General features: G+C 65.3%; 20 protein-coding genes. 6 read left to right on the forward strand and 14 right to left on the reverse strand.

What is annotated here, in order from left to right:
• The first annotated feature begins 8 nt into the window (after positions 1–8).
• The 4 genes from ATE59_RS10075 to ATE59_RS10090 all read left to right on the forward strand — a co-directional run bounded on the left by ATE59_RS10075 (position 9) and on the right by ATE59_RS10090 (position 5314).
• On the forward strand, positions 9–1559 hold the full coding sequence (locus ATE59_RS10075) for a DHA2 family efflux MFS transporter permease subunit (protein WP_058812307.1): 1551 nt from the start codon (positions 9–11) through the stop codon (positions 1557–1559).
• 48 nt (positions 1560–1607) lie between these two features.
• On the forward strand, positions 1608–3491 hold the full coding sequence (locus ATE59_RS10080) for an ABC-F family ATP-binding cassette domain-containing protein (RefSeq protein ID WP_058812308.1): 1884 nt from the start codon (positions 1608–1610) through the stop codon (positions 3489–3491).
• A 192-nt stretch (positions 3492–3683) separates the two neighbouring features.
• A complete protein-coding gene (gene hppD, locus ATE59_RS10085; RefSeq protein WP_058812309.1) occupies positions 3684–4772 on the forward strand; it encodes a 4-hydroxyphenylpyruvate dioxygenase in 1089 nt (362 codons plus the stop codon).
• Positions 4769–5314 (forward strand): VOC family protein, encoded by a 546-nt coding sequence (locus ATE59_RS10090; RefSeq protein WP_058812310.1) that lies wholly within the window; start codon positions 4769–4771, stop codon positions 5312–5314. The genes hppD and ATE59_RS10090 overlap by 4 nt, the downstream gene beginning before the upstream one ends.
• A 126-nt stretch (positions 5315–5440) precedes the next feature.
• Here the strand turns inward: ATE59_RS10090 and ATE59_RS10095 are convergent, their stop codons facing one another.
• The 14 genes from ATE59_RS10095 to ATE59_RS10160 form a co-directional block, all read right to left on the reverse strand.
• Positions 5441–6091, reverse strand: coding sequence for a YqaA family protein (locus tag ATE59_RS10095; RefSeq protein ID WP_058812386.1), 651 nt, complete (start codon positions 6089–6091; stop codon positions 5441–5443).
• 164 nt (positions 6092–6255) lie between these two features.
• Positions 6256–7848 carry a bifunctional phosphoribosylaminoimidazolecarboxamide formyltransferase/IMP cyclohydrolase gene (gene purH / locus ATE59_RS10100; protein WP_058812311.1) on the reverse strand — a complete coding sequence of 531 codons (1593 nt, stop codon included), beginning with the start codon at positions 7846–7848 and terminating at the stop codon, positions 6256–6258.
• A 105-nt stretch (positions 7849–7953) separates the two neighbouring features.
• The gene (locus tag ATE59_RS10105) at positions 7954–8985 is read right to left on the reverse strand and encodes a phytase (protein WP_058812312.1); all 1032 of its coding nucleotides are present in this window, start codon (positions 8983–8985) and stop codon (positions 7954–7956) included.
• Between the two features lie 36 nt (positions 8986–9021).
• A complete protein-coding gene (locus tag ATE59_RS10110) occupies positions 9022–10455 on the reverse strand; it encodes a purple acid phosphatase family protein (protein WP_156416758.1) in 1434 nt (477 codons plus the stop codon).
• 13 nt (positions 10456–10468) lie between these two features.
• A complete protein-coding gene (locus tag ATE59_RS10115) occupies positions 10469–13255 on the reverse strand; it encodes a TonB-dependent receptor (protein ID WP_058812313.1) in 2787 nt (928 codons plus the stop codon).
• 203 nt (positions 13256–13458) lie between these two features.
• A complete protein-coding gene (locus tag ATE59_RS10120; protein ID WP_231292874.1) occupies positions 13459–15198 on the reverse strand; it encodes a heparinase II/III family protein in 1740 nt (579 codons plus the stop codon).
• A gap of 42 nt (positions 15199–15240) precedes the next feature.
• Positions 15241–15909 carry a ribulose-phosphate 3-epimerase gene (gene rpe, locus ATE59_RS10125; protein ID WP_058812314.1) on the reverse strand — a complete coding sequence of 223 codons (669 nt, stop codon included), beginning with the start codon at positions 15907–15909 and terminating at the stop codon, positions 15241–15243.
• 97 nt (positions 15910–16006) lie between these two features.
• Complete coding sequence (locus ATE59_RS10130) at positions 16007–16297, reverse strand: hypothetical protein (protein ID WP_058812315.1); 291 nt, start codon at positions 16295–16297, stop codon at positions 16007–16009.
• Positions 16298–16310: 13 nt separating this feature from the next.
• On the reverse strand, positions 16311–17285 hold the full coding sequence (locus ATE59_RS10135) for an alpha/beta hydrolase (RefSeq protein WP_058812316.1): 975 nt from the start codon (positions 17283–17285) through the stop codon (positions 16311–16313).
• Complete coding sequence (locus ATE59_RS10140) at positions 17275–17508, reverse strand: hypothetical protein (protein ID WP_058812317.1); 234 nt, start codon at positions 17506–17508, stop codon at positions 17275–17277. Before ATE59_RS10140 ends, ATE59_RS10135 begins: the two co-directional genes overlap by 11 nt.
• A gap of 11 nt (positions 17509–17519) precedes the next feature.
• Positions 17520–18425, reverse strand: coding sequence for an SPFH domain-containing protein (locus ATE59_RS10145; protein WP_058812318.1), 906 nt, complete (start codon positions 18423–18425; stop codon positions 17520–17522).
• 185 nt (positions 18426–18610) lie between these two features.
• A complete protein-coding gene (locus tag ATE59_RS10150) occupies positions 18611–20800 on the reverse strand; it encodes a M3 family metallopeptidase (protein ID WP_058812319.1) in 2190 nt (729 codons plus the stop codon).
• 185 nt (positions 20801–20985) lie between these two features.
• Entirely contained in the window at positions 20986–21306 is a 321-nt protein-coding gene (locus ATE59_RS10155) for a hypothetical protein (RefSeq protein ID WP_156416759.1), read from the reverse strand.
• An 87-nt stretch (positions 21307–21393) separates the two neighbouring features.
• Positions 21394–22263 (reverse strand): SMP-30/gluconolactonase/LRE family protein, encoded by an 870-nt coding sequence (locus ATE59_RS10160; RefSeq protein ID WP_058812321.1) that lies wholly within the window; start codon positions 22261–22263, stop codon positions 21394–21396.
• Positions 22264–22607: 344 nt separating this feature from the next.
• Here ATE59_RS10160 and ATE59_RS10165 point away from each other — a divergent pair, with 344 nt between their 5' ends.
• Both ATE59_RS10165 and ATE59_RS10170 read left to right on the forward strand, forming a co-directional pair.
• Positions 22608–23762: an acyl-CoA dehydrogenase family protein gene (locus ATE59_RS10165; RefSeq protein WP_058812322.1), complete on the forward strand. Its 1155-nt coding sequence runs from the start codon at positions 22608–22610 to the stop codon at positions 23760–23762.
• Between the two features lie 51 nt (positions 23763–23813).
• Positions 23814–24983: an acetyl-CoA C-acetyltransferase gene (locus ATE59_RS10170; protein WP_003041773.1), complete on the forward strand. Its 1170-nt coding sequence runs from the start codon at positions 23814–23816 to the stop codon at positions 24981–24983.
• The last annotated feature ends 76 nt before the right edge of the window (positions 24984–25059 follow it).

Below are 25059 nucleotides of genomic sequence, written 5' to 3' on the forward strand. Positions count from 1 at the left end.
GCTGAACGATGGCCAGCGCCGCCGCATCCGCCGTATCGACACCGGCCGGGCCGCAGCCGCTGAGCGGCGTCAAGCTGCTCGCCGCGGCCTTCGCGCTCGCGCTCGCCAATTTCGTCGTCGTGCTCGATTCGACGATCGCCAATGTCTCGGTCCCCCATATCGCGGGCGGCCTTGCCGTATCGCCGACGCAGGGAACCTGGGTGATCACAAGCTATGCCGTCGCCGACGCGATCAGCGTCCCGCTCACCGGCTGGCTCGCCGCGCGGTTCGGCACGGTGCGCTGGTTCATCGTGTCGATCGTCGGCTTCGGTATCTTCTCCTTCCTGTGCGGCATTTCGCGCACGCTCGACGCGCTGATCCTGTTCCGCGTCCTGCAGGGGCTTGCGGGCGGGCCGCTGATGCCGCTGTCGCAGATATTGCTGCTGCGCATCTTTCCGAAGGAAAAGGCCGGTATCGGGCTCGCGATCTGGTCGATGACGACGACGACGGCGCCGATTCTGGGGCCGATTCTGGGCGGGCTGATCAGCGACAATTGGAGCTGGCCCTGGATTTTTTTCATCAACCTGCCCGTCGTCGCTGTCTGTGCCTTCGGCGTCGGCAGCATGCTTGGCGCGTTCGAGACGAAGAAGGCGAAGATGCGGATCGACATCGTCGGCCTCATCCTGCTCGTCCTGTCGGTCGGCTCTTTTCAGGTCATGCTCGACACCGGGCGTGAGCACGACTGGTTCGGATCGGCATGGATCGTCATGCTGGCGATCGTCGCCGCGATCAGCTTCGCTGCCTTTCTGATCTGGGAGCTGACGGACGCCAATCCGGTGGTCAATGTCCGGGTCTTCCGCTTTCGCGGCTTCAGTTTCGCGACCGTCGCCATCTCGCTCGGCTTCGGGGCCTTTTTCTCGCAGGTCGTGCTGACGCCGCTGTGGTTGCAGCAGGTGGCGGGCTACACCGCGACCGAAACCGGTTTCATCGTCGCGTGGATCGGCTGTTTCGCTGTGCTCTTCTCGCCATTGGCGGCGGGGCTGCTGACCAAGATCGATGTGCGGATCACCGTCTGCGCGGGCATCTTGTGGATGGCGCTGATGTCGATCCTGCGCGCGCGCTGGAATACCGACGTCGATTATTGGAGCCTCGCGCTGCCGCATCTGCTGCAGGGGATGGGCATGCCCTTCTTCTTCGTCGGGCTGACCGCGCTGGCGCTGAGTTCGGTACCGGCGAAGGATCAGACCTCGGCGGCCGGCCTGATGAGCTTCCTGCGCACCCTGAGCGGCGCGATCGGCACCGCCATCGCGACAACGGCGTGGGACGACGCAAGCCGCGTATCGCGCGCCGAACTGGTGCCCGCGCTCAACGGCGCGGCCGAGACGATGGACAAGATGCAGAATGCCGGGCTGACGACCGAACAGGCGCGCGCCGCGCTTGACCGGATCGTCGATGTTCAGGCCTCGACGCTCGGTGTGCTGCATATCTTCCTCGCCGCCGGGACGGTCTTCGTCATCGCGGCAGCGGCGGTGTGGCTGATCCCGCGGCCCAAGACGATCTCGATGGGCGCTTCGCACTAGCTCCGATCGGGCTTCGCACCGGCGGACAGCCGTGCTAGGCGCGCGCCCATGCTGACGATCAACAATCTGACCGTGCGACTGGGCGGCCGCACCATCCTCGACCGCGCGAGCGCTAGCCTGCCACCGAAAAGCCGCACCGGACTGATCGGCCGCAACGGTGCGGGCAAGTCGACGCTGATGAAGGCGATGATCGGCGAGCTGGAGGCCGACGACGGCGGGATTGAAATGCCGCGCAAGACGCGCCTCGGCTATATCGCGCAGGAAGCGCCGAGCGGCAGCGCGACGCCGTTCGAAACAGTTCTCGCCGCCGATACCGAACGCGCCGACCTGCTCGAACGATCAGAGATCGAAACCGACCCCGACCGGCTCGCCGACATTCACGAGCGGCTGATCGCGATCGACGCCTATACCGCGCCGGCGCGTGCCGCGCGCATCCTGATCGGGCTCGGCTTCGACGAGGATATGCAGGGGCGCCCGCTCGACAGCTTTTCGGGCGGGTGGAAAATGCGCGTTGCGCTCGCCGCGCTGCTCTTTTCGAACCCCGACCTGCTGCTGCTCGACGAACCGTCGAACCACCTCGACCTCGAAGCGACGATGTGGCTTGAAAGCTTCCTGCGCGCCTATCCGGGGCAGCTTGTCGTGATCAGCCATGAACGCGACCTGCTCAACAATGTGGTCGACCATATTCTGCATCTCGAAGGCGGGAAGGTGACGCTCTACGCCGGCGGCTATGACGCGTTCGAGCGCCAGCGCGCCGAACGCGCGGCGCAGCTTGCGGCGGCGAAGGCGGCGCAGGACGCGCAGCGCGCCAAATTGCAGGACTATATCGCCCGCAACAGCGCGCGCGCCTCGACCGCGAAGCAGGCACAGTCGCGCGCCAAGCAACTCGCCCGGATGCAGCCGATTGCGGCGATCGCCGACGATCCGAGCCTGGTGTTCGATTTCCCGAGCCCCGGTGACGAACTCAAGCCGCCGCTGATCACGCTCGACCTTGCCAGCGTCGGCTATACGCCCGGCGCGCCGGTGTTGCGCCGCCTGAACCTGCGTATCGATCCCGACGATCGCATTGCGCTGCTCGGCCGCAACGGCAACGGCAAGACGACGCTCGCGCGCCTGCTCGCGGCGCAGTTGAAGCCTGAAGATGGCGGCATGGCGGTCGCCGGCAAAATGCGCGTCGGCTATTTCACCCAATATCAGGTCGAGGAACTCGACGGCGCCGATACTCCGCTCGGCCATATGACGCGCGTGATGGCGGGCAAGACCCCCGGCGCGGTGCGCGCGCAACTGGCGCGCTTCGGCTTTTCGGGTAACAGGGCGACGACCGAGGTCGGCAAGCTGTCGGGCGGTGAACGGGCGCGGCTCGCTCTCGCGCTGATCACGCGCGAGGCGCCGCACCTCTTGATCCTCGACGAGCCGACCAACCACCTCGACGTCGATGCGCGCGAGGCGCTGGTGCAGGCGCTTAACGGCTTCGAGGGCGCGGTGCTGATCGTCAGCCACGACCGCCATATGCTCGAACTCTCGGCCGACCGGCTGGTCCTCGTCGACGACGGAACGGCGCGCGATTTCGACGGCAGCATGGACGACTATGTCGCCTTCATCCTCGGCAAGTCGCCGTCGGGTGACGATGCGAAGGCGGCGCCCGCGAAGCCAAAGGATGCAAAGGCGGCGCGGCAGGAGGCGGCGAAGGCGCGCGAGGCCCAGGCGGCATTGCGCAAGACCGCCAAGGATCATGAGGCGCGCGCGGCCAAGCTTGCGCAGCAGGTCAGCGCCATCGACCGCGCGATGTTCGACCCCGCGAGTGCCGACCCGGCGCTTGCCAAGCTGACGATGGGCGACCTCGCGCGGCGCCGCGGCAAGCTTGCCGCCGAACTGGAAAATGTCGAGGCGGCGTGGATGGAAGCGCTCGAGGCGATCGAGGAAGCGGCGTAGTCGTTGAGACAAGAAGCGCCGTCCCCGCGCAAGCGGGGGGGGGGCTGTCGGCCTTGCTCTTCGTCGATGCGGAGACCTCCAACGGCCCCCGCCTGCGCGGGGGCGACGGTCTATCTGAAACGCCCCGGCATTGACTCGCGGCCCGTGATCCCGCATAATAGTTTCAATTGAAACCATATTAAGGGACTGACCATGGCTGACCTGTTCGACAATCCGCTGGGCCTCGACGGCTTCGAATTCGTCGAATTTTCGGCCCCCGAAAAGGGCATGCTCGAACCGGTGTTCGAACGCATGGGTTTCACGCGTATCGCGCGGCACCGCTCGAAGGATGTGGCGCTTTGGCGGCAGGGCGACATCAACCTGATCGCCAATTACGAACCCAAATCGCCCGCCGCCTATTTCGCCGCCGAGCATGGCCCGTCGGCGTGCGGCATGGGATGGCGTTGCCGCGACGCGGCGAAAGCCTATGCCGAGGCGATTGCGCGCGGAGCCGAGCCGGTGGAGGTCAAGACCGGCCCGATGGAATTGCGCCTGCCCGCGATTCGCGGCATCGGTGGCTCGATCATCTATCTGATCGACCGCTATGGCGACGGGCTGAACATCTATGACATCGACTTCGTCTATGAAGACGGCGTCGACCGCCATCCCGAAGGGGCGGGGCTGAAGGTGATCGATCACCTAACGCACAATGTCTATGGCGGGCGCATGGCGCATTGGGCGGCTTTTTACGAACGCATCGCGGGCTTCCGCGAAATCCGCTATTTCGACATCAAGGGCGAATATACCGGCCTGACCTCGAAGGCGATGACCGCTCCCGACGGCAAGATCCGCATTCCGCTGAACGAAGAAGGCGCGGGCGGCGGCGGCCAGATCGAGGAATATCTGCGCGCCTATAATGGCGAGGGTATCCAGCATATCGCCTTCAGCTGCGACGATCTCTACGCGTCGTGGGACAAGCTCAAGGCGCTCGGCAATCCCTTCGCGCCGTCGCCGCCTGCAACCTATTACGAGATGCTCGCCGACCGCTTGCCGGGGCATGGCGAGCCGGTCGATGAACTGAAATCGCGCGGTATCCTGCTCGACGGATCGACGACCGAGGGCGATCCCCGCCTGCTGCTCCAGATTTTCGGGCAGACCGTTATCGGACCCGTTTTCTTCGAATTCATCCAGCGCAAGAAGGATGAGGGCTTTGGCGAGGGCAATTTCACCGCGCTGTTCAAGTCGATGGAACTCGACCAGATCCGCCGCGGCGCGCTCACTGTCGAGGAGCCCGCCGAATGACGAGCCCGATCAAATTGGGCGGCGTACATCACGCCGCCTATCGCTGCCGGGACGCGAAGGAGACGGTCGAATGGTATGAGGCCATGCTCGGCATGACCTACACGACCGCCTTTGCCGAGGATCATGTGCCGTCGACCGGCGAATATGATCCGTATATGCACGTCTTCCTCGACGCGGGGAACGGCAATATCCTTGCCTTTTTCGAGTTGCCGAACCAGCCCGACATGGGCCGCGACGAAAATACGCCCAAGTGGGTCCAGCACCTCGCCTTCAAGGTCGGCAGCTATGACGAGCTGGTCGGCGCCAAGGCACATCTCGAGGCGAATGGGGTCGATGTGCTTGGCCCGACGCATCATGGCATCTTCAAGTCGATCTATTTCTTCGACCCCAACGGCCACCGCGTCGAACTGGCGTGCGACATCGGCACCGACGAACAATATGCCGAACTCGCGCGCGTCGCCCCGCTGATGCTCGAAGAATGGAGCCGGACGAAAAAGGCGCCGCGCCACGCAGACTGGCTGCATCAGGCGGCGAACGAGTAATCCGCCACGAAAAATCGGGTGTTCCCCCGCGAAGGCGGGGGTCCATCGCCGGACAATGCCATTCGAACCGGCAGGAGATGGGCCCCCGCCTTCGCGGGGGAACACGTCCTTATTGCGGTTCGGTGGCTATTTCCGGTCCAGTCCGATGCTTTCCAGGGTCGCATGGCTGCATTTGTCGGCGGTCTTGCCGCCGCCGCCCGACAGCGCGCTCGCGGCGATGAAGCCCCCGACAACCAGGACGATGAAGCCGCCCGCGACCCAGGCGAGATATTTGTCGATGAACGCCTTGATCGGCGCCCCGAACAGGCGGAACAACAGGCCCACCAGCATGAAGGAAAAGGCCCGGCTCGCGAGGCTTGCCCACAGGAAGGTGACGAAGTTCATGTGGATGAAGCCGGCGGTGATCGTCAGCAGCTTGAAGGGAATCGGCGTCGCCCCCTTCACCAGGATGATCTCGGCGCCATAGTCGCGCAGATAGCAGGCAGCGGCAGGAAAGCTCTCGGTCAGATGGAGCACGCCGAGCAGCCACAGCCCGACGCTTTCGTACAAGAAGAAGCCAATCCCATAGCCGAGCATCCCGCCCGCGACCGAGGCGAGCGTGCAGATCAGCGCATAGCGCACGGCCTTTTTCGGTTCGGCGAGGCACATCAGCCCCAGCATCGGATGCGGCGGGATCGGAAAGAAGCTCGCCTCGACGAACGACACCAGCGCCAGCCAATATTCGGCGTGCGGATGCGCCGATTTCTCCATCGTCCAGCCATAAAGGCGCTGGATCATCGACTTGTTGCGGGGGATGGCGCTCATGCTGGTCCTTGTTGAATGCCGCCCTCGCGACTTTTCCCACCCCTATGCCGTTCGTGTCGAGCGAAGTCGAGACACGCCGAAACCCTGTGCGTCCCAAGCGTGTCTCGACTTCGCTCGACACGAACGGAAATCAGAGCCTAGTGCCGGAAATGCCGCATGCCGGTGAACACCATCGCAAGGCCGGCTTCGTTCGCCGCCGCGATCACCTCGTCGTCGCGGATCGAGCCGCCCGGCTGGATGACGCAGGTGGCGCCTGCTTCGACCGCGGCGAGCAGCCCGTCGGCGAAGGGGAAGAAGGCGTCGCTGGCGACCGCGCTGCCGACGGTGCGCGGGCTCGCCCAGCCGTGGCTCTCGGCCGCTTCGCGCGCCTTGATCGCGGCGATGCGCGCGCTGTCGCGGCGGTTCATCTGTCCCGCGCCGATGCCGGCGGTCGATCCACCCTTGGCATAGACGATGGCGTTCGACTTCACATGCTTGGCGACGGTCCAGGCGAAGAGCGCGTCGGCCAGTTCCTCGTCGGTCGGCGCGCGGTCGGTGACGACTTTCAGGTCATCGCGCGTGATGCGGCCATTGTCGCGCGTCTGCGCGAGCCAGCCGCCCGCGATCGCCTTCATCACCAGCCCGCCGCGCGCCGGATCGGGCAGGTCGCCGGTGAGCAGCAGGCGGAGGTTCTTTTTCTTCGCGAACACCGCGCGCGCGTCGGCGTCGGCATCGGGCGCGCAGACAACTTCGGTGAAGATGCTGCTGATCGCCTCGGCCGTCGCGCCGTCGAGCGGGCGGTTGACCGCGATGATGCCGCCGAAGGCCGAGACATCGTCGCATTTCAGCGCCGCGTCATAGGCCTCGGTCAGCGACGCTGCGGTGGCGACCCCGCACGGGTTGGCGTGCTTGACGATGACGCAGGTCGGATCGGCCTCGCGGAATTCGGCGACGAGTTCGAGCGCCGCGTCGGCGTCGTTGAGATTATTGTAGCTAAGCTCCTTGCCCTGCACCTGCTCGGCCTGCGCGACGCCGCGCGCCGACGGGCCGACGGGGAGGTAGAGCGCCGCCTTCTGGTGCGGATTTTCGCCATAGCGCAGTTCGCCCGACAGCCTGGTCGTGAGCGGCAGCGTGTCGGGGAAGAGCTTGCCCTGATCGGCGGAGGCGAACCATTGCGCGATCATGCTGTCATAGGTCGCGGTATGCGCAAAGGCGGTCGCGGCGAGCCGCTTGCGCAAGCCGAGCGTGGTCGCGCCGCCATTGGCGTCCATCTCGGCGATCACCGCGGCATAATCCTCAGGCTCGGTGACGATGCCGACGAAGGCATGGTTCTTCGCCGACGAGCGCACCATTGCGGGGCCGCCGATGTCGATATTCTCGATGATCGTATCGCGGTCGGCGCCGCTCATCACCGTCTGAAGGAAGGGGTAGAGGTTGACGACGACCAGGTCGATGCCGCCGATGCCATGCGCCTCCATCGACGCGACATGCGCGGCATCGTCGCGCACCGCCAAGATGCCGCCGTGGACCGTCGGGTGCAGCGTCTTGACGCGGCCGTCCATCATCTCGGGAAAGCCGGTGAGGTCGGAGACGTCGAGAACGTCATGCCCCGCATCGCGCAGCGCCTTGGCGGTGCCGCCGGTCGAAACCAGCTCGACGCCGTGGCGGACGAGCGCCGCGGCAAGATCGGCGAGGCCCGCCTTGTCGCTGACGGAAAGGAGCGCGCGGCGGACGGGAACGAGATCGGTCATGGGAGGGCGGCCTTTGCAAGACGGGAAAGACGCGGTCCCCCTAGGCGGGTGCGGGCATTTGGGCAAGGGTCGTCGCCCCCGCCTTCGCAGGGGCGACGTTCTCGATTACAGGCCCAGCCCCGCCGCAATCCGGTCCCAGCGCACCAGCTTGAAATTCTGCGCTGCGGGCGCATTGTCGCCGTCCTGCGCCAGGAACAGGCCGCCCGGATACGCCGCGCCGAAATTGCCCGCGACCGCTTCGATGCCGTCGGTTTCGCTCGTCGCGCCATAGCGTCCCGCCGCAATGGCGAAGCGGCCGACATAGTCCATGCCGGGCAGGCGGAAGACCGCATAGGCGTTGTCGCCCTGGCTCGATGCGATCAGATAGCGCTGTCCCTTGTGATCGATCGTCGCAAGCCCTTCGACGTCGGCGACCAGCCGCTGGTTGTCGACGGGCGCGACGAGCTTGGCATCGACGCCGCTCGCGTTCGGCGTCAACCGCCAGATGCCGGCATCCTCCTCACCGACATACAGCGTGTCGCCGTCGAAGACGCAGCCTTCGGACTGGGTCGGAATCTTGTGCTCCCACTGCACGGCAAAGGCGGGTTCGGCCCCCTCGGCGAGCGCCAGCGTGCCGACGCGCACCGTGCCGTCCTTGATAATGAGGGCTGCCGTCACCGGCTCGCCGGGCGCGCTGCGCTTGAGGCAGAGGCCATAGGCTTCGCCGGGGCCCGCCGAGGCGCGGCCGAGGCTGGTCAGCGCGGGCTTGGCACCGTCGAGTGCGAAGACCGCGAGATGCGCGTTCACACCGTCGTTACGGTCGCTCGCGACGACGATATTGCCGACGACATCGACATTGTTGACGCGCCCGCCTTCCAGAAAGGCGAGGTCGCGGCCGGCAAGATCATAAATGTGCAGCCCCGCCTTCTTGTCGGTCGCGACGATCAGCGCGCGGCCGGGGTTGGCCGGATCGACCCAGATCGCCGGATCGTCGGCGGCGTCGGCCTTCGCTGTGCCGACGGGGGCGGTTTCGCCGTCGGCGGTGACGGCGACCGGTGGCAGGCCGTGGATCGCCGGACCCTGCTGCGCGGCGCATCCGCCGAGCAAGGCGGCAAAGCCGATCGAAGCGGCGAGCTGCCGCGAGCGCAAAGACATCATCGAAATTCCCCTGTCATGCCGATCGATTCGGGCCGGTCATTTGCCGCGCGCGACGCAGGCGCCGCCGTCGGGACCGACGGTGCCGCTGCACCGCCGCGCCGCGATCGTCGGTTCGTCGATCTCGCGCAGGATATTGGCGCCGTCGGCGCGGCGTTCCAGCGTGAAGCCATCATAGAGGCGGCCCGACGCGGTGAAGGTCCGGAAGGCAAGCCGCCGCGGTTCGACGTCGACGATCTGATAGAGCTCGGTCGCTTCGGCGACCTTGTCGGGTTGCCACGGGGTGCGGTCGTTGAGCGCGTACATCTTCGATCCGGTGACCGAGACAAGATAGACCGGCCCCTGCACGCTGCCGTCGGCGCGCGCCCTGGCGCTGGCCTCGCGACCGGCTTCGGAGGTCAGGCGGCTGTAGCAATGGTCGTGTCCCTGCAGGACGAGATCGACCTTGCGCGCGTCGAACACCGGCTTCCATGCCGCCTTGATTTCCTTGGTGTCGTTGGGCCGCGCACAGGTGAAGACCGGCTGGTGGAACAGCACAACGTTCCAGTTGGCCTTGCTCGATGCCAGCGCGGCATCGAGCCAGCGTGTCTGCGCCGCCATCGTGCCGAGGTCGAGGGCAGAGGTGCCGTCGAGGACGATGAAGCGCACGCCCTGATAATCGACATAATAGGTCGTCGCCTTGACCGGATCGGTGCCGTTCGACGGCAGAGCGAACTGCGCGGGCCAATAGGGACCGAGCCGGCGGCTTTCGCCACCGTCGGGCGCGAGAGCGTCGACATATTCATGGTTGCCCGTCGCGGGCAGCTGCGGGACGATCGCATAATTATAGCCGCCCGCCTGGTTCCATTCGCCCCATTCGTCGTCATGGTCGAGGTCGTCGCGCTGGCCGACGAGATCGCCGGCATGGAGGACGAGGCGAATGTCGCCATTGGCGTGGAACGCCTGCCGGATGACGCGGCTGGCATAGGTCAGGATGCCGTTCTGGACATCGCCCAGATACAGAAAGCGGAAGGGTTTGGCTTCGGCCGCCGCGGTACGGAACTGATACCATTCGCTCCATCCCGCCGCGCCCTTCACGCGGTAGGCATAGACGGTGTCGGGCGTCAGCCCGGTGAAGCGCAGCTGGTGATAGAGCGCCGGTCCGTAGCTGCTGTCGACCCGCACGGCGGTGCCGGTCACGAGCCGGGCCATTTCTTCGAGCGTCGGCCCATCGACCGACACCGCGATCTGGGCCTGGGACTCGGCCTGCGCGGTGTCGGTGCGATAGGCGACCGCCATCTCGCGCGCCGGATCGGAGCCGGGCGTGAGGACGATGCGGTCGGGCAGGTTGCGCGGCGCATAGGGCAGGCCGGGCGAGCGGGGCAGCGTGCCGCCGCCGGCGGCCGCCCCCGCCACGGCGGGGACGGCGCCGATCGCGGCGAGCGCGATCGGCAGGATCCAGCGATTGCGGCGGCGCCGCGCTCCCGTCGTCATGGCCTCGCCCCCCTCAGAAATTGGCCTTGACGCCGAATTTGAACGTCGAGCCATATTCTTCATATTGGAGCAGCCGCTGGCTGTTCGCATAATTCTGATAGGCGAAATATTTGGCGTTGTTGATGTTCACCCACTCGCCATAGAGGCGGACATTGTCGGTCAGCTTGAACTTGACCGACAGGTCGAGCTGGAAGTGGTTGTCGACATAACGGTCGGTTTCTGCATCGCCGCCGACTTCGTCGAGATATTTGTCGCGGTAGGTGCCCGCCAGCCGGATGTCGATCGGCCCCTTTTCATAGCCGAGCACGAGGTTGAAGGTGTTGCGCGAATTCGACGGCAGCGCGATGCTGCGGCCGTCGAACAGCTTCGCCTTCGACCAGGTATAGGTGTAGTTGGCCTGTGCCAGCAGCCCGTCGAACGGCGCGGGCAGCATGTCGAACACCTGGCTGTAGCTTGCTTCGAGCCCGGCGACTTCGGCCTTGTCGCCGTTCACCGGGATGATCGCCTCGCTGAAGGCGGTGCCGCGATAGACGCCGTTATAGGGCGCGTCGCTGTCCTCGAAGAAGCCGTCGACGATGAAATTGTCGATCGACTTGTAAAAGCCCCCGATGCTCAGCGCGGCGTTGCGGCCGAAATAATATTCGGCGCCCGCGTCGAGATTCCACGCCTTGTAGGGCAGCAGGTCGGGATTGCCGAATTCGGCCTCGTCATCCTCGTTGATCGTGAAGCGCGGCGCGAGCTTCGACAGCTTCGGGCGCACGATGCTGCGCGATCCGGCGAGGCGCAGCACGAGATCCTGCTGCGGCTGGAAGCGGATCGTCATGCTGGGCAGCCAGTCGGTGTAGTTGCGGCGGTAGGACACCGGCGTAACGAACACGTCGGACCCGTCGTCGGCGACGAGGTTGCCGTTCAGCACATTCTTGGTGCGTTCGACGCGGACGCCGCCGATTACGCGCAGCGTATCGCTGTCCCAGCGGCCGAGCAGATAGCCCGCCAGAATATCCTCGCTGACCGAATAGTCGCTGCTGTTCGACCCGAGGTCGGTTTCATACTGGTCGACCTCGAAATTGCCGAGATTGGCATTGTAGAAGGCTGCCGGTCCGGTCTTGCTCGCCACGGGACCGATATCGGTGAGGCGATAGGTCTGCTGGCCCAGCACGTCGGCAAGGGTGAAGTCGCCGTTATAGTCGCCATAATAGATCAGGTTGAAATTATAGCTCTTGTCGCGCCAGCGCGATTTGATGCCGCCCTGGATCGTGAAATCGCCCTTGTCGCCGGCGAAGGTGCGGGCGAGGTCGGCCTTGACCGCATATTCCTCGTCCTGGCTGTCCGACAGGTCGGTGAGTTCGAGGCGGTTGAAGCCATATTCGGTGGGGTCGTTGAACAGCGCGGCGCCGGCGGTGACGCTGTAGAGCGGCACGCGCGGATCGCTGTAATCCATGTTTACGTCGACGCCGTCGTCGTTGAAGCGGGCGCGGAAGCGCAACGGGTCGATCGAGAAATCCTCGCGCTCGCTCGATTTGGCCCAGCTTGCCGACCAGTTGAATTTCCAAACGCCGGTATCGGTGTCGCTGCCGACGACGACGGTACGGATGCGCTGACGTTCGAAACGGTCCTTGAGGTCGCGGCGCACTTCGATGCGGCCATCGGCGTCGGTGAAGAAGGCGCTGTTCGCATCGCCCGAGGCGGGATCCTCGTCGAAGATGATCGTCGTGCGGCGGCGATATTCATGATCGTCGAACTGGCTGAAATTGCCGCGGATATAGGCTTTGGTGGTGTCCGACGCGCGCCAGTCGAACGACAGTGCGCCGCTGATCCGCTCGCGGGCGACATCATAGTCGCGATATTCGATTTCGGGGGTGAAGGCGACGCCATTGGCTTCCTTCCAGAAGTCGCCGGCTTCGACATTGTCGGTTTCGAACTTGCGCTTGTAATAGCTGATGCTGCCCGCGATGCCGAAATTGTCGCCGACCCGCGTCGCGAAATCGAGGCTGCCCTTCGGGGTCAGCTTGCCCGAATAATCATTGTAGCTGCCCTCGATACGCGCCGAATAGAGGTCGCGCTGGCGGTCGAACGCGCTGGTCGTGTGAATCTCGATCGAGGCGCCGATCGTGTCGGCATCCATGTCGGCGGTCAGCGACTTCTTGATCTCGATCGATTCGATCGTGTCCGACGAAATGACGTCGAGCGCCACCGAACGGACATCGCTTTCGGGTGCCGGCAGGCGCACGCCGTTCAGCGACGAGGCGTTGAGTTCGGGATCGAGCCCGCGCACCGAGACGAAGCGGCCTTCGCCCTGGTCGTTCAGAATGTTGACGCCCGGTAGGCGGCGCAGCGATTCGGCGACATTCTGGTCGGGGAACTGACCGATCGCGTCGCGCGTCAGGACGCTTTCGACGCCGTCGGCGGCTTTCTGGCGCGACAGCGCGCTGGCCTGGTTCGCGGCCTGTCCGACGACGAGGATGTCGTTCGCACCGCCGAGGCTGAAATTGACCGTGACGCTGCCGGTTGCGGGCACGTCGATCGTGCTGCGCACGGGCTCGGCGCCGACGTAGCGCGCCTCGAGCGTGTAGGTACCGGCAGGCACGTCGCCGAAACGGAAGCTGCCGTCGCGGCCGGCTTCGGCAACGCGGCCCAGTTCGACGATGCGAACCTCGGCGCTCTGCAGCGCGCGCGTGTCGGTGGCGTCGGTGACGATGCCGACGATGTCGGAAGCGAAGGCGCTCGCCGGAGCGAGCATGGCTGCGGCAAGGCCGGTGCCAAGAAGGATGCGCGAACGGCAACTGCGAATCAGTGTCATGGAAAGAGCCCCTGTCCAGATGGCCGCCGGCGCCCTGTGCCGGCGGATCGAGGGGGCCTGTGACAATCGCCCATGACGGCTGTGTTACGTCGATGTCACACGAGTGAAACAAGCGGGGGTGCGGCTATACTAAGCCGCTGGAAAATCCGTCTAAAATTCGGCCCAAGATTTTTTCGCCGCGCTGTTGCGCGCGGCACGGGCGGTCAGCCGATATGTTTGAAGATCCAGCCGATGCTGGCGCCGCCGGCGGGCGCGGCACCCGTTACGACGAGTTGCTCCGTCGGATGCGGCCGGCCGTCGCCGTCGACCCACAGGCTTTCCTCGATCGCGAGCTGGCCTTCGGAGGTGCGGAACTGCCACAGCGGGCCGCCCGCGATGCGCAGCAGCGCGCCGAGCTTGTCGGCGGTCAGGCTGGCCGAGATATTGCGGCCGAGGTGAAAACGCAGCGTGAACGCCTTGTCGCCCTTGCGCCGGCTGCGCGGGGCGGGGAGCAGCATGTCCTCACCGCGCAACTCGCGCCCGTTGGGCGACAGGATCAGGAGGCGGCGGTGGATCAGCCCGTGGCGGCGGACATAGCCGTCGTGCCCCATCTCGACCCGGCTGCCCTGCGGCGTTTCGCGCCGGTCGAGCTCGACCTCGGTCACGCCGCGGCCAAGCGTCCCGTTGGGCAGGATCGCGGTCGAATTGCTGTCGGCGATGGTCAGCGTCGAATGGGCGGCGGTGGTGCGCAGCCCGCGCGCCAGGTCGGCGGGAATCGTCGCGCCGGTCAGCGCTGCACCGCCGCAATTGACGACGATGCGTTCGTCGCCATCCGAAAGCTCGAACGCCAGCGTCGAGGCGCAGCCCGCTTCGGTAACCCGCGCGATCGGGGGCGGCGCGGCGTCGGCCAGCACGACCACCTTGTTCGCCACCAGGCGCTGATAGCCCCAGTCGCGCGCCTGTTTGAGCGGCCGGGTGCGCACGCCGCTTGCCGCAACGACCGCCTCGATCACCGCCGCCGGCGTCGCGCCGCTGCCCTGCCAATTGCCCATGCCGCCGTCGCTGTGGACCAGCCCGAGCAGCGCGGGCACGGTGCGCGCGAGCACTTCCTGCAGGAAGGGCGGCACTTCCATCCGGCGCATGTCGTAAACGCGCGCCAGCATCGACAGCGCCATGATTGCGTCGAGCTGTGCCTGCGGCGAACGCGCGATATTGCCGCCGTCGGCATAAAAGCTGGTCTCGAGAACCTTGCGCAGCCCCGCTTCGCCGAACACCTGGCGCGGCTCGCCGCCCGGCATCAGCAGCGATGCAGCGACGATGCCGATCCACGCGACGAGCTGGCCGGTGCCGGGGCGGGTCTTGTCGGCGACGCGATCGAGGTGGCGCGCCGCGCGCGCGAGATGGTTGAGCACCGCGGAACGATAGACGAGATCGCTCGACGACAGGATCAGCGGCGCGTGTGCGGCCCAAAACAGGATGCGCCAGCCGGCATTGTCGGCGCGCCATGCGGGTTCGCTCACCGTTTCGCCATGCGCGGCGAGCCATTGGCGGACGAGCGCTTCGGCGATCGGCGCGCCGTCGGCGCGCGTCCCGGTGGCGGCAAGATCGCGCAGCCAGGCGAAGCTGTGCAGATAATCGGCGAAGGCCGGCGCCACCGACAGCGCCGCGAAATCGATCTCCTTTACCGGCAGCTTGAGTCCGCGGTGGAGGAAATGGCCGGCGCGGATCGCCATGCCGGCGCGCGTGTCGCCGGGAACCGGATCGGCCGGTACGCCTAGCAGCTTGAGCGGGAAACGCCCCTTCAGCCGCAGCGCGTGGAGCGGGGTGCGCCAGGTCAGGCGGGTGAAATGATTGGCGATGCGGTCGCCCAGCGACAGGCCCTTGTCGGCGGGCAGACGGATCAACCGTTTGCCCGGTTCGATGCTGTCGTCGAGCGGCGCGACGGGGTCGCCCGTTTCGGGCATCGGATCGACGGGAGCAGAGGTCAACGGTCTCCCTTCCATCGATCAGCCGCGCAGGCGCTTGATATTGTCGGCGTAGGCCGCAGGGCCGCCCTTGAAGGTTGCGGTGCCGGCGACCAGGACGTCGGCACCGGCTGCGATGGCGAGCGGGGCGGTCGCGGCGTCGATGCCGCCATCGACTTCCAGCCGGATGTCGCGGCCCGATTTGTCGATCATCTTGCGCACCGCCTCGATCTTGCGAAGCTGGCTCGAAATGAAGCTCTGCCCGCCGAAACCCGGATTGACGCTCATCACGAGGACGAGGTCGATGTCGTCGATCAGATAGTCGAGCATCTTCGCCGGGGTCGCGGGATTGAGCGACACGCCCGCCTGCTTGCCCAGCGACTTGATGTGCTGGACGCTGCGATGGATGTGCGGGCCGGCTTCGGGATGGACGGTGATGATGTCAGCGCCCGCCGCGGCGAAGGCATCGAGGAAATTATCGACCGGCGAGATCATCAGATGAACGTCGAAGGGCAAGGTCGAATGGGGACGCAGCGCCTTTACCACCATCGGGCCGATGGTTAGATTGGGCACGAAATGCCCGTCCATCACGTCGATATGGACCCAATCGGCGCCCGCCGCCTCGATGCGGCGCACCTCTTCGCCCAGCTGCGCGAAGTCGGCGCTGAGGATCGAAGGGGCGATGCGGACGGAGGATGGATCGGCGGTCATGACGACCGCCCTTAACCATCAAGCGGTATGGGGGCAAGGCGCTGGACGTCGCCGCCCGGCGGAGACTGTCGATAATCGGCCCGGGCGGGCGCGGTGGCTATTTTTTCCGCCGCTTGTCGGTGCGCTTTTCCGCGGCGCGATTGCCCCAGCGCCATTTCCAGCCGCCCTCGGTGCGCGCCTGATAGATCGGCATGGGCGCAAGCGCGGCGAGGACAACGACGATGGTCATCGCGACCGGCTGGTTGCGCAGCGCCATCGACAGCCCGGCGATCAGCGCGATGTGCAGCGCCATGAACACCCACCCCTGCCACGCGATCGGCAGGCCGGTGCCATAGCCGCGGTTCTTGGCGCGGAACCAGGGCTTCTTGTCGAGGAAGAGGTGAAGCATGATCGGGCCTCCTTCAGTGGCTGTTCGCGCGCACGAAACGGACGATGTCGGCGACGAGCGAACGGTCGATCGCCAGACTGGGATCGGTGTAGGTCGCCATATTGGCGGCACGGTCGCGGGCGCTCGCCTGCTTCAGCACATGGGTCATCCCCTTGATCACCGACAGCGTCGCGTCGGGGCGCGCGGCCTTCAGCTTTTCGGCATCGGCAATGGGGATTTGCAAGTCGGCGGTACCCGCGACGATCAGCACCGGCTTGGTGGTGGCGGCCAGCATCGCGGCGGGATCGTGCCCGATCAGGTCGATGAGATAGTCCTGCACCGCCGGATTGAAGAGGCCGCGGGCGAGCGCCGGGTGCATTGCGCTCACATCGACATGCTCGCCCTTCGCCAGCCGGTCGAGCGCGCCGTCGGCGTCGGGCAGGATCGGCGCGTTGGCCGGATTGGCGGCAAGCTGTTCGCGCAGCACCACGTCGAAGGGGCGTCCCATCGCCGATATGAGGATCAGGCCGCAGACATGCGGATCGGCTTCGGCCGCGATGGCGACCAGTCCGCCTTCGCTGTGTCCGGCCACCCAGATACAGCGCTGGCCGGTTCGGTCGGTCAGGCTACGCGCCCAGGCACCGACATCGGCCGCATAAGCGGCGATCGTCACCTTGTTCGCATCGGCGACCGCCCCCTTGCTGCCGAACAGGCCGCGCTTGTCGATGCGCGCCGCGGATATCCCTTTTTGCGCCAGCGCTTCAGCAAGCAGGCGGTAGCTTGCCGAGGTGATGCCGAGCGGGCTGTTGCCGTCGCGGTCGGTCGGCCCCGATCCGGGGACGATCAAAACAACGGGTGCGCTCGCCTTCTCGGCGCTCAGCAATGTGCCGGCGAGCGGGCCGTCGGGGCCCGGCGCGCTGATTTCGCTGGAGACCGGGCTTGCCCCGGCAGGCGCGGCGGTGAGCAGCAGGGCAGCGGAGAGCGCCGCAGCGGCGATCCTATTTTTCATCAGGGGACTCCGTCGCGCGCGTATCGGCTGCCGCCGGCGGGCGACCGCGGCGGGGCTTTTCGCTCGCCTTCACGGCAACGCCGCGGCGGGCGAGCGCTTCGCGCAGCAGCATTTCGATCTCGGCATTGGCGCTACGCAATTCGGCCGCCGCCAACCGCTCGATCGCCGCATAAAGGGCGGGATCGACGCGGAGGGCAAAGGCTTTCCTGGCGGCTGTCGACATCGTTATTGGGCTCAGTAGAGCGACCCGGCGTTGACGACCGGCTGCGTGTCGCGCTCACCGCACAGGACGACCATCAGGTTCGATACCATCGCGGCGCGGCGTTCGTCGTCGAGGTCGACGACCTGCTTTTCGGACAATTGCTGCAACGCCATCTCGACCATCGATACCGCGCCTTCGACCAGCTTGGCGCGGGCGGCAACCACCGCTTCGGCCTGCTGGCGGCGCAGCATCGCGCCGGCAATCTCGGGGGCGTAGGCCAGGTGCGTCAGTCCGCATTCGTCGACGGTGATTCCCGCAACGTCGAGCCGCTCGATCAACGCCTTCCGCAGTTCGACGCCCACCTCGTCATGGTTGCCGCGCAGCGTGATCTCGTCATGCGTGTGATCGTCATAGGGATAGCGCGATCCGATCGCGCGCACCGCCGCCTCGATCTGCGCGAGGACGAATTCCTTGTAATCGTCGACGTCGAACAGCGCCTGCGCGGTGTCGGTAACGCGCCAGACGACCTGCGCCGCCATCTCGATCGGGTTGCCTCGCAGGTCGTTGACCTTGATCTTGTCCGAAATCACATTGTTCGCGCGAACCGCGATCTTCTTGCGGGTCAGCCACGGCAACACCCAGCGCAGTCCGCTTTCGCGGTCGGTGCCCTTGTAGCTGCCGAACAGCTGGATCGCCGCCGCTTCATTGGGGTTGATCAGGTAAAAGCCGCACAGGATCAGGGTGCCGACGATGCCGCTCGCGACAGCAACGCCCCATTTCCAGTTCCAACCGACCGTCTCGCCCTGGATGTTGGTTACCGCCGCCCAGATCGCGATGCCGAACAGCACCAGCCAGACCAGCAGCATCAGATAGCCGCTCTGTGTCGCAGCCCGCGTTTCGCGGCTGCGGTTCAGTGCCGGCGCAGTTCCGTCTCCCATCTTACCCTCCGAATCATCCGATATAAAGATGATATCATATTTATATCGGATTCGGCGGCCGTCAACAGGAATCGGATGGGGCGGGTCTATCGGCGCTGGTGGCAGGCTCCGATTGTCTCTGTCGTGGACAGCGGACAAAACAAAGGGGGCACGGCGGCCCCCTTTGCTCCCCGGTTTTCGTTTGATTATTCGCCGGTCGGGAACCCGCGGCGTTCGAGCAGCGCCTTCACGTCGGGGTCGCGGCCGCGGAAAGCGCGATAGGCTTCGGCGCGGTCGGTTTCATTGCCCGTCATCAACAGGATCGTCCGAAACTTGTCGGCGACGCTGCGATCCCACGGCCCGCCCGCTTCCATGAAGGCCGCCCAGGTGTCGGCGTCCATCGTTTCCGACCAGAGATAGCTGTAATAGCCCGCCGAATACGCGTCGGAACTGAACAGATGGCCGAACTGCGGCAAACGGTGCCGCATGACGATTTCCTTGGGCATGCCGATTTCCGCCAGCGTGTCGCGCTCGAACTTGTCGATATCGGTCACCGGCACCTTGCGGTCGTGCAGCTTCATGTCGACGATCGCGCTCGCCAGATATTCGACCGTCTCGAACCCCTGGTTGAACTTGCTCGACGCGATGATCTTGTCGACCAGCGCCTGCGGCATCGGCTCGCCCGTCTTGTAATGCGTGGCGAATTTCGACAGCACTTCGGGCGTCATCAGCCAGTTTTCGTTCACCTGGCTCGGATATTCGACGAAGTCGCGCGGTACCCCGGCAAGCGCCGGATAATAGACGTGTTGCAACAGATAATGGATGCCGTGCCCGAACTCGTGGAACAGCGTCGTCGCATCGTCGAGGCTGACCAGCGTCGGTTCGCCGTTCGCGCCTTCGGTGAAATTATTGTTGTTCGACGCGAGGACATTGCGTTCGCCGCCGAGGCCCTGTTCGCTGCGATAGGTGGTCATCCAAGCGCCCGAACGCTTGCCGTCGCGCGCAAAATTGTCGAGGTAGAGGACTCCGACATTCTTGCCGGTCTTGAGGTTATAGACCTCGAACGTCTTCACCTTGGGATCGAAGACCGGGATCGTGCCGGTGTTTTCGCGGAAGCCCAGATCATAGAGCCGCCCCGCCGACCAGAACATCGCGTCGCGCAGCTTGTCGAGCTGGAGGTACGGTTTCACCTCGCTTTCATCGAGGTCGTATTTCGCCTTGCGGACCTTCTCCGCATAGAAACGATAATCCCACGGTTCGATGGTGATCTTCGGCCCCTTGCCCGCCTTTGCCTCGGCGTCGGCGATCGCCTGCATGTCGGCGACCTCTTCATGCACGCGCGCGACCGCGGCGGGCCACACCTTCATCATCAGCGCCATCGCGTTCGCGGGCGTCTTGGCCATCGTGTCGGCCATGCGATAGTCGGCGTGGGTCGGAAAGCCGAGCAGTTCGGCGCGTGCCTGACGCAGCTTCAGAATTTCGGCGATCGTCGCATTGGTGTCGTTGGCATCACCATTGTCGCCGCGATTGACGAAGGCGCGCCACACCTTCTCGCGAAGCGCGCGGTTGGTCGCATTCTGGAGTACCGGCTGCGCCGACGAGCGGGTGTTCTTGATCGCCCATTGGCCGGGCTTGCCCTGCGCTTCGGCTGCGGCGGCCAGCGAAGCCACGAAGCCAGCGGGCAGCCCGTCGAGTTCGGCCTTGTCGGTGACGAAGGTGTACAGTTTTTCGTCGCCGAGCAGCTTCGACGAGAAGGTCGAGAACAGCCCTTCCAGCTTGGCATTCATATCGACCAGCTTCGCCTTGTCGGCGGGCGACAGATTGGCGCCGTCGCGGACCATCTCGTCATAGCTGCGCTCGACAATGCGAATCTGCTGGGCGTTGAGCCCGCTGGTCAGCCGCGTGTCATAGACCGCCTTGTAGCGTGCGAAGAGTTTGGGATCGAGGAACAGCTCGGTATAGAATTTGGTGAGCTTCGGGCTCCATTCGGCGTCGATATCCTCGACGCGGTCGTTCGACTTGTTCGACGTCTGCACGCCCCACATCGCGAAGACGCGGTCCATCGTCTCGCCGGCAAGCTGCATCGGAACATGCGTGTTCTCGAAAGTCGGCGCGGCGGGATTGTCGATCACCGCCTGCACATCGGCCTTCACCTCGGCCATCCCCTTTTCAAAGGCGTCGGGGAACAGGTCGGGGTCCAGCTTGTCCCACGGCGGCACCCCTTCATAGGGACCGGTCCACGGGGCGAGCAGCGGGTTCGCGTCGGCCGGGGCAGACGCGGGCGCCTTGGCGGCGGGTTCGGCGGCAATGCTCATCTGGCTATAACCCATCATCAGCGCGGTCGATGCAAGCAGCATCGACAAATGACGGACAGGGCGGGGCGCGATACGCGACATCTGTTATCTCCCGGGGGCTTTGGTTTCGGACGAAACCATGTCGGGAGGTGCCTTAACCCGATAAGGCGGCAGCGCGCAAGCCGAGGAGGTCAAGCCCGGCGGACGCTCGAGTCGTTGCGGGAATGACCGGGATGGGGTGGGGCGGACTTAACGATCGAGGGGCAAGGACCGACGGTTTCGTCTGGCTAATAAGCCTTCGTATGACGCTCGCTTTGATGGTTGGGCCCAAAAATCTTCGCGAGCAGGGCGATCCTGGCGGCCTCATTGGGAGCAACGACGTGACAATCGTCTGAATCGCCGGCCACTGCTGTGTAACCAATGCCGCCGAGTTTAAACTCGGAGGCCTTCGCGAACACCATATTCTTGACGCTACTCATTTCCACACCGAGGGTTTCCTTCAAATATTTGAGAAAGCCTGGATAATTACGAACATCAAAGCGGAGAAACATGACATATCGCTTCTCGCCGCTGGCGAATGTGAATGTCTCTGCCAAAGGCTCCGGCACGTCAAAATCCTTTCGGGCGGCTGGTGATATTCTGACGCTCTGTCATGCGCATCGCAAACGGTCGCTTCCCGCCCTATCGCGCGCGGCTCACCCGCCAAAGCCCGGCTGGACGATCCCCGGCACATCGACGCGGAAGGTGAAGAGGCCGCCGGCGTGCGGCTGGGCCGCGCGCGCATCGTCGGACAGGTCCTTGCCCGCGCTGGTGACGAAGGCGGTGCGCAGGTCGGCGCCGCCCAGCGCGACCATCGAGGGGCGCTGGACGGGCATCTCGACCGTCTGGAGAATCTCGCCGGCGGGCGACAGGCGCACGACGCGCCATCCGTCCCACAGCGCCGACCAGTAACAGCCCTCGGCATCGACCGTTCCGCCGTCGGGGCGACCCTTGCCCTGCTCGAACTGGTGAAACAGCCGGCCGTCGCCGAGCGCGCCGGTCGCGGGGTCGACCGCATAGGCGTGCAGCGCATGCGTTGGCGTGTCGGCGTGATAAAAGGTGCAGCCGTCGGGGCTGAAGGCCGCGCCGTTGCTCGTCAGCAGCCCGCCGAGCATCGGGGTCAGCGCCCCGTCGGGGTCGAGGCGGAACAGCATTGCGCCCGGATTGGACTTGTCGCGCGTCACGCTGCCGACCCAGAAGCGGCCTGCGGCATCGACGCAGCCGTCGTTGAAGCGCTGTTCGGCGATGCCTGCCAGCACCGCGGGGCCGAAGGCGCGTGGCACCCCGCCCCACGCGTCGATCAGGGCGCAGCCGTCCTTAAGGCCCATGACCAGTCCGCCGCCCGCGCGCGGCGCAACGCAGCCGACGGGCTGGTCGAGCTGCATCGTCTCGGTCGCGCCGGTCGCGGGATCGGTGCGATGGATGCGATGCGCGTCGATATCGACCCAGTAAAGGCGTGCTTCGGCGGCGTGCCAGCGCGGCGATTCGCCGAGCAGCGCCTGCGCATCGAGAAGGAGATCGACCATCGCAGCGGCTTAGCGCGGCGCGGCGGCGCTGCCCAGCGCCCGCAAACCTATTCGGTGCTCGATCCGATGATGGAACAGCCGAGTCGGGGCAAATTCCGTTCATCGTCCCTGACTTGATGCGGGGTCGATTCTTGCCGCGTGGGGCGCATGGGTCCGATATCCAGTCCGGGGCCACGAGACGGTGGGCGGCTTCGCCTGCGTTTTATGCCGTAACGGCATTTCTACTTGACGTGGACGTAAACGTAAGGTCCATTAGCAAGCGAAGGACGTGCCCCGGCGCGGCCCCGTTTCGCGCGCACCGGCTCCCCGAAATCGTCCGGACGCGCTCAGGGAAAGGAAGAAGGATGTCGCTCGATAATCTGTCGCGCACCGCTTACACCGACGATCATGAGGCGTTCCGCGCGACGGTGCGCCAGTTCCTTGAAAAGGAAGTCGCGCCCAATCAGGCGAAATGGGCGGAGGACGGCATCGTGCCGAAGGATCTGTGGCCCAAGGCGGGCGAGCTGGGCCTGCTGTGCCCCACCGTTCCCGAAGAATATGGCGGGCTGGGCCTCGACTTCGGCTATAATGCGATCGTCGACGAGGAAAGCGCCTATTACGGCCGCGTCACCACCGGCTTTTCGCTTCAGTCGGATATCGTCACCAACTATATCGTCCGTTACGGTAGCGAAGAGCAGAAGAAGCATTGGCTGCCCAAGATGGTGTCGGGCGAAGTGGTCACCGCGATCGCGATGACCGAGCCGGGTACCGGCAGCGATCTTCAGGGCATGCGCACGACCGCGAAGAAGGATGGCAATCATTATGTCATCAACGGGTCGAAAACCTATATCACCAATGGCCAGAACGCCGACCTGGTCCTGGTCTGCGTCAAGACCGATACAGAGGTGCAGCCCGCGTGGAAGGGCGTGTCGATCGTGCTCGTCGAAGCCGATCGCGAAGGCTTCCAGCGCGGCCGCAACCTCGACAAGATCGGGCAGGACGAAGCCGACACGTCGGAGCTTTTCTTCAACGACGTCCGCGTGCCGATCACCAACTGCCTCGGCGAAGAGGGGCAGGGGTTCATCTATTTGATGAGCGAACTGCCGCAGGAACGCCTGTCGATCGCCGTATCGGCGCAGGCATCGGCGCAGCGCGCGTTCGACGACACGGTCGAATATACGCGCGACCGCAAGGCGTTCGGCAAGCCGATCCTCGATTTCCAGAACAGCCGCTTCGTCCTCGCCGATCTGAAGGCAAAGCTGCAGGTCGGCTGGGCGCACCTCGACTGGGCGCTCGCGCGGCATCTGAAGAAGGAACTCACCCCCGAAGAGGGCGCTGCGGCCAAGCTGTGGCACACCGATCTTCAGTGGGAAGTGATGGACAAGTGCCTCCAGCTGTTCGGCGGCGCGGGTTATATGAACGAATATCCGATCGCCCGCGCCTGGCGCGCGGCGCGCGTGACGCGCATCTTCGGCGGCACGAACGAGATCATGAAGGAACTGATCGGGCGCAAGCTTTAATCCCGTCGCCCCGCCTTCGCGGGAGCGATGATAATCGGAAAGGAACTCTCCATGGCCACAGCCTATATCGTAGATGCCGTCCGCACCGCCGGTGGCCGCCGCGGCGGCAAGCTCGCCGGTGTTCACCCTGTCGACCTCGGCGCCGCGGTCTATGACGCGATCGCCGACCGCAACGACTTCGACACGTCGAAAATCGACGATGTCATCACCGGCTGCGTCAGCCAGGGCGGCGAGCAGACGATGGACCTCGGCCGCAATGCCGTGCTCGCCTCGAAGCTGCCCGACTCGATTCCCGCAGTCACGATCGACCGCCAGTGCGGATCGTCGCAGCAGGCGATGATGTTCGCCGCGCAGGCGGTGATGTCGGGGACGCAGGATATCGTCCTTGCGAGCGGGATCGAGAGCATGACGCGCGTGCCGATGGGCAGCGTCGCGACGCTGTTCATGAAGGAAGGGCTCGGCAATTATAAGTCGCCGCGGCTCGAGGAGAAATATCCCGGCATCATGTTCAGCCAGTTCATGGGCGCCGAAATGATCGTCAAGAAGCACGGCTTCACCAAGGACGACCTCGACGCCTTCGCGCTCGAAAGCCACCGCCGCGCCCGCGTCGCGACCGAGGCGGGGCTGTTCGGCAATGAAATCGTCGGGATCGAGGTGGAGACGCCCGAAGGGCCGCAGCGCCACACGGTCGACGAGGGGATTCGCTTCGACGCGACGCTCGAAAGCATTGCCGGGGTGAAGATCCTGCAGGAAGGCGGCACCATCACCGCCGCGACCAGCTCGCAGATCTGCGACGGCGCGTCGGCCGCGCTGATCGTGTCGGAACAGGCGCTCAAGGATCATGGGCTGACCCCGCGCGCGCGCATCCACCATATTTCGGTGACCGCGGGCGACCCGATCATCATGCTCGAAGAGCCGCTGTTCGCGACCGAAAAAGCGCTGAAGAAGGCCGGCCTGCGGATCGAGGACATCGACGCCTATGAAGTGAACGAGGCGTTCGCGCCGGTTCCGCTCGCCTGGCTCAAATATCTCGGCGCCGATCATGCGCGGCTCAACCAGCATGGCGGTGCGATCGCGCTCGGCCACCCGCTTGGCGCCAGCGGCACCAAGCTGATGGCGACGCTGCTCGGCGTGCTCGACGCGACCGGCGGCAAATATGGTCTTCAGACGATGTGCGAAGGCGGCGGCCAGGCCAACGTCACCATCGTCGAGCGGCTTTAACGATCTTGTGCTCCGGCGGACGCCGGAGCCCAGGGCGGCCTGACGCGGGCGTCAGTTGTTCACGCTCTGGGTTCCG

This window comes from Sphingopyxis sp. A083 (genome assembly GCF_001468495.1).
Taxonomy (GTDB): Bacteria; Pseudomonadota; Alphaproteobacteria; order Sphingomonadales; family Sphingomonadaceae; genus Sphingopyxis; species Sphingopyxis terrae.

Excerpts from the sequence above, each read along its gene's own strand:
- ATE59_RS10150 (WP_058812319.1), bottom strand. The coding sequence starts at position 20,800 with ATGTCGCGTATCGCGCCCCGCCCTGTCCGTCATTTGTCGATGCTGCTT.
- ATE59_RS10170 (WP_003041773.1), top strand. The coding sequence starts at position 23,814 with ATGGCCACAGCCTATATCGTAGATGCCGTCCGCACCGCCGGTGGCCGC.
- ATE59_RS10095 (WP_058812386.1), bottom strand. The coding sequence starts at position 6,091 with ATGATCCAGCGCCTTTATGGCTGGACGATGGAGAAATCGGCGCATCCG.
- rpe (WP_058812314.1), bottom strand. The coding sequence starts at position 15,909 with ATGACCGCCGATCCATCCTCCGTCCGCATCGCCCCTTCGATCCTCAGC.
- ATE59_RS10130 (WP_058812315.1), bottom strand. The coding sequence starts at position 16,297 with ATGCTTCACCTCTTCCTCGACAAGAAGCCCTGGTTCCGCGCCAAGAAC.
- ATE59_RS10160 (WP_058812321.1), bottom strand. The coding sequence starts at position 22,263 with ATGGTCGATCTCCTTCTCGATGCGCAGGCGCTGCTCGGCGAATCGCCG.
- ATE59_RS10135 (WP_058812316.1), bottom strand. The coding sequence starts at position 17,285 with ATGAAAAATAGGATCGCCGCTGCGGCGCTCTCCGCTGCCCTGCTGCTC.
- ATE59_RS10105 (WP_058812312.1), bottom strand. The coding sequence starts at position 8,985 with ATGATGTCTTTGCGCTCGCGGCAGCTCGCCGCTTCGATCGGCTTTGCC.
- ATE59_RS10115 (WP_058812313.1), bottom strand. The coding sequence starts at position 13,255 with ATGACACTGATTCGCAGTTGCCGTTCGCGCATCCTTCTTGGCACCGGC.
- ATE59_RS10140 (WP_058812317.1), bottom strand. The coding sequence starts at position 17,508 with ATGTCGACAGCCGCCAGGAAAGCCTTTGCCCTCCGCGTCGATCCCGCC.
- ATE59_RS10165 (WP_058812322.1), top strand. The coding sequence starts at position 22,608 with ATGTCGCTCGATAATCTGTCGCGCACCGCTTACACCGACGATCATGAG.
- ATE59_RS10075 (WP_058812307.1), top strand. The coding sequence starts at position 9 with ATGGCCAGCGCCGCCGCATCCGCCGTATCGACACCGGCCGGGCCGCAG.
- ATE59_RS10080 (WP_058812308.1), top strand. The coding sequence starts at position 1,608 with ATGCTGACGATCAACAATCTGACCGTGCGACTGGGCGGCCGCACCATC.
- ATE59_RS10090 (WP_058812310.1), top strand. The coding sequence starts at position 4,769 with ATGACGAGCCCGATCAAATTGGGCGGCGTACATCACGCCGCCTATCGC.
- hppD (WP_058812309.1), top strand. The coding sequence starts at position 3,684 with ATGGCTGACCTGTTCGACAATCCGCTGGGCCTCGACGGCTTCGAATTC.
- ATE59_RS10145 (WP_058812318.1), bottom strand. The coding sequence starts at position 18,425 with ATGGGAGACGGAACTGCGCCGGCACTGAACCGCAGCCGCGAAACGCGG.
- purH (WP_058812311.1), bottom strand. The coding sequence starts at position 7,848 with ATGACCGATCTCGTTCCCGTCCGCCGCGCGCTCCTTTCCGTCAGCGAC.
- ATE59_RS10120 (WP_231292874.1), bottom strand. The coding sequence starts at position 15,198 with ATGCCCGAAACGGGCGACCCCGTCGCGCCGCTCGACGACAGCATCGAA.
- ATE59_RS10110 (WP_156416758.1), bottom strand. The coding sequence starts at position 10,455 with ATGACGACGGGAGCGCGGCGCCGCCGCAATCGCTGGATCCTGCCGATC.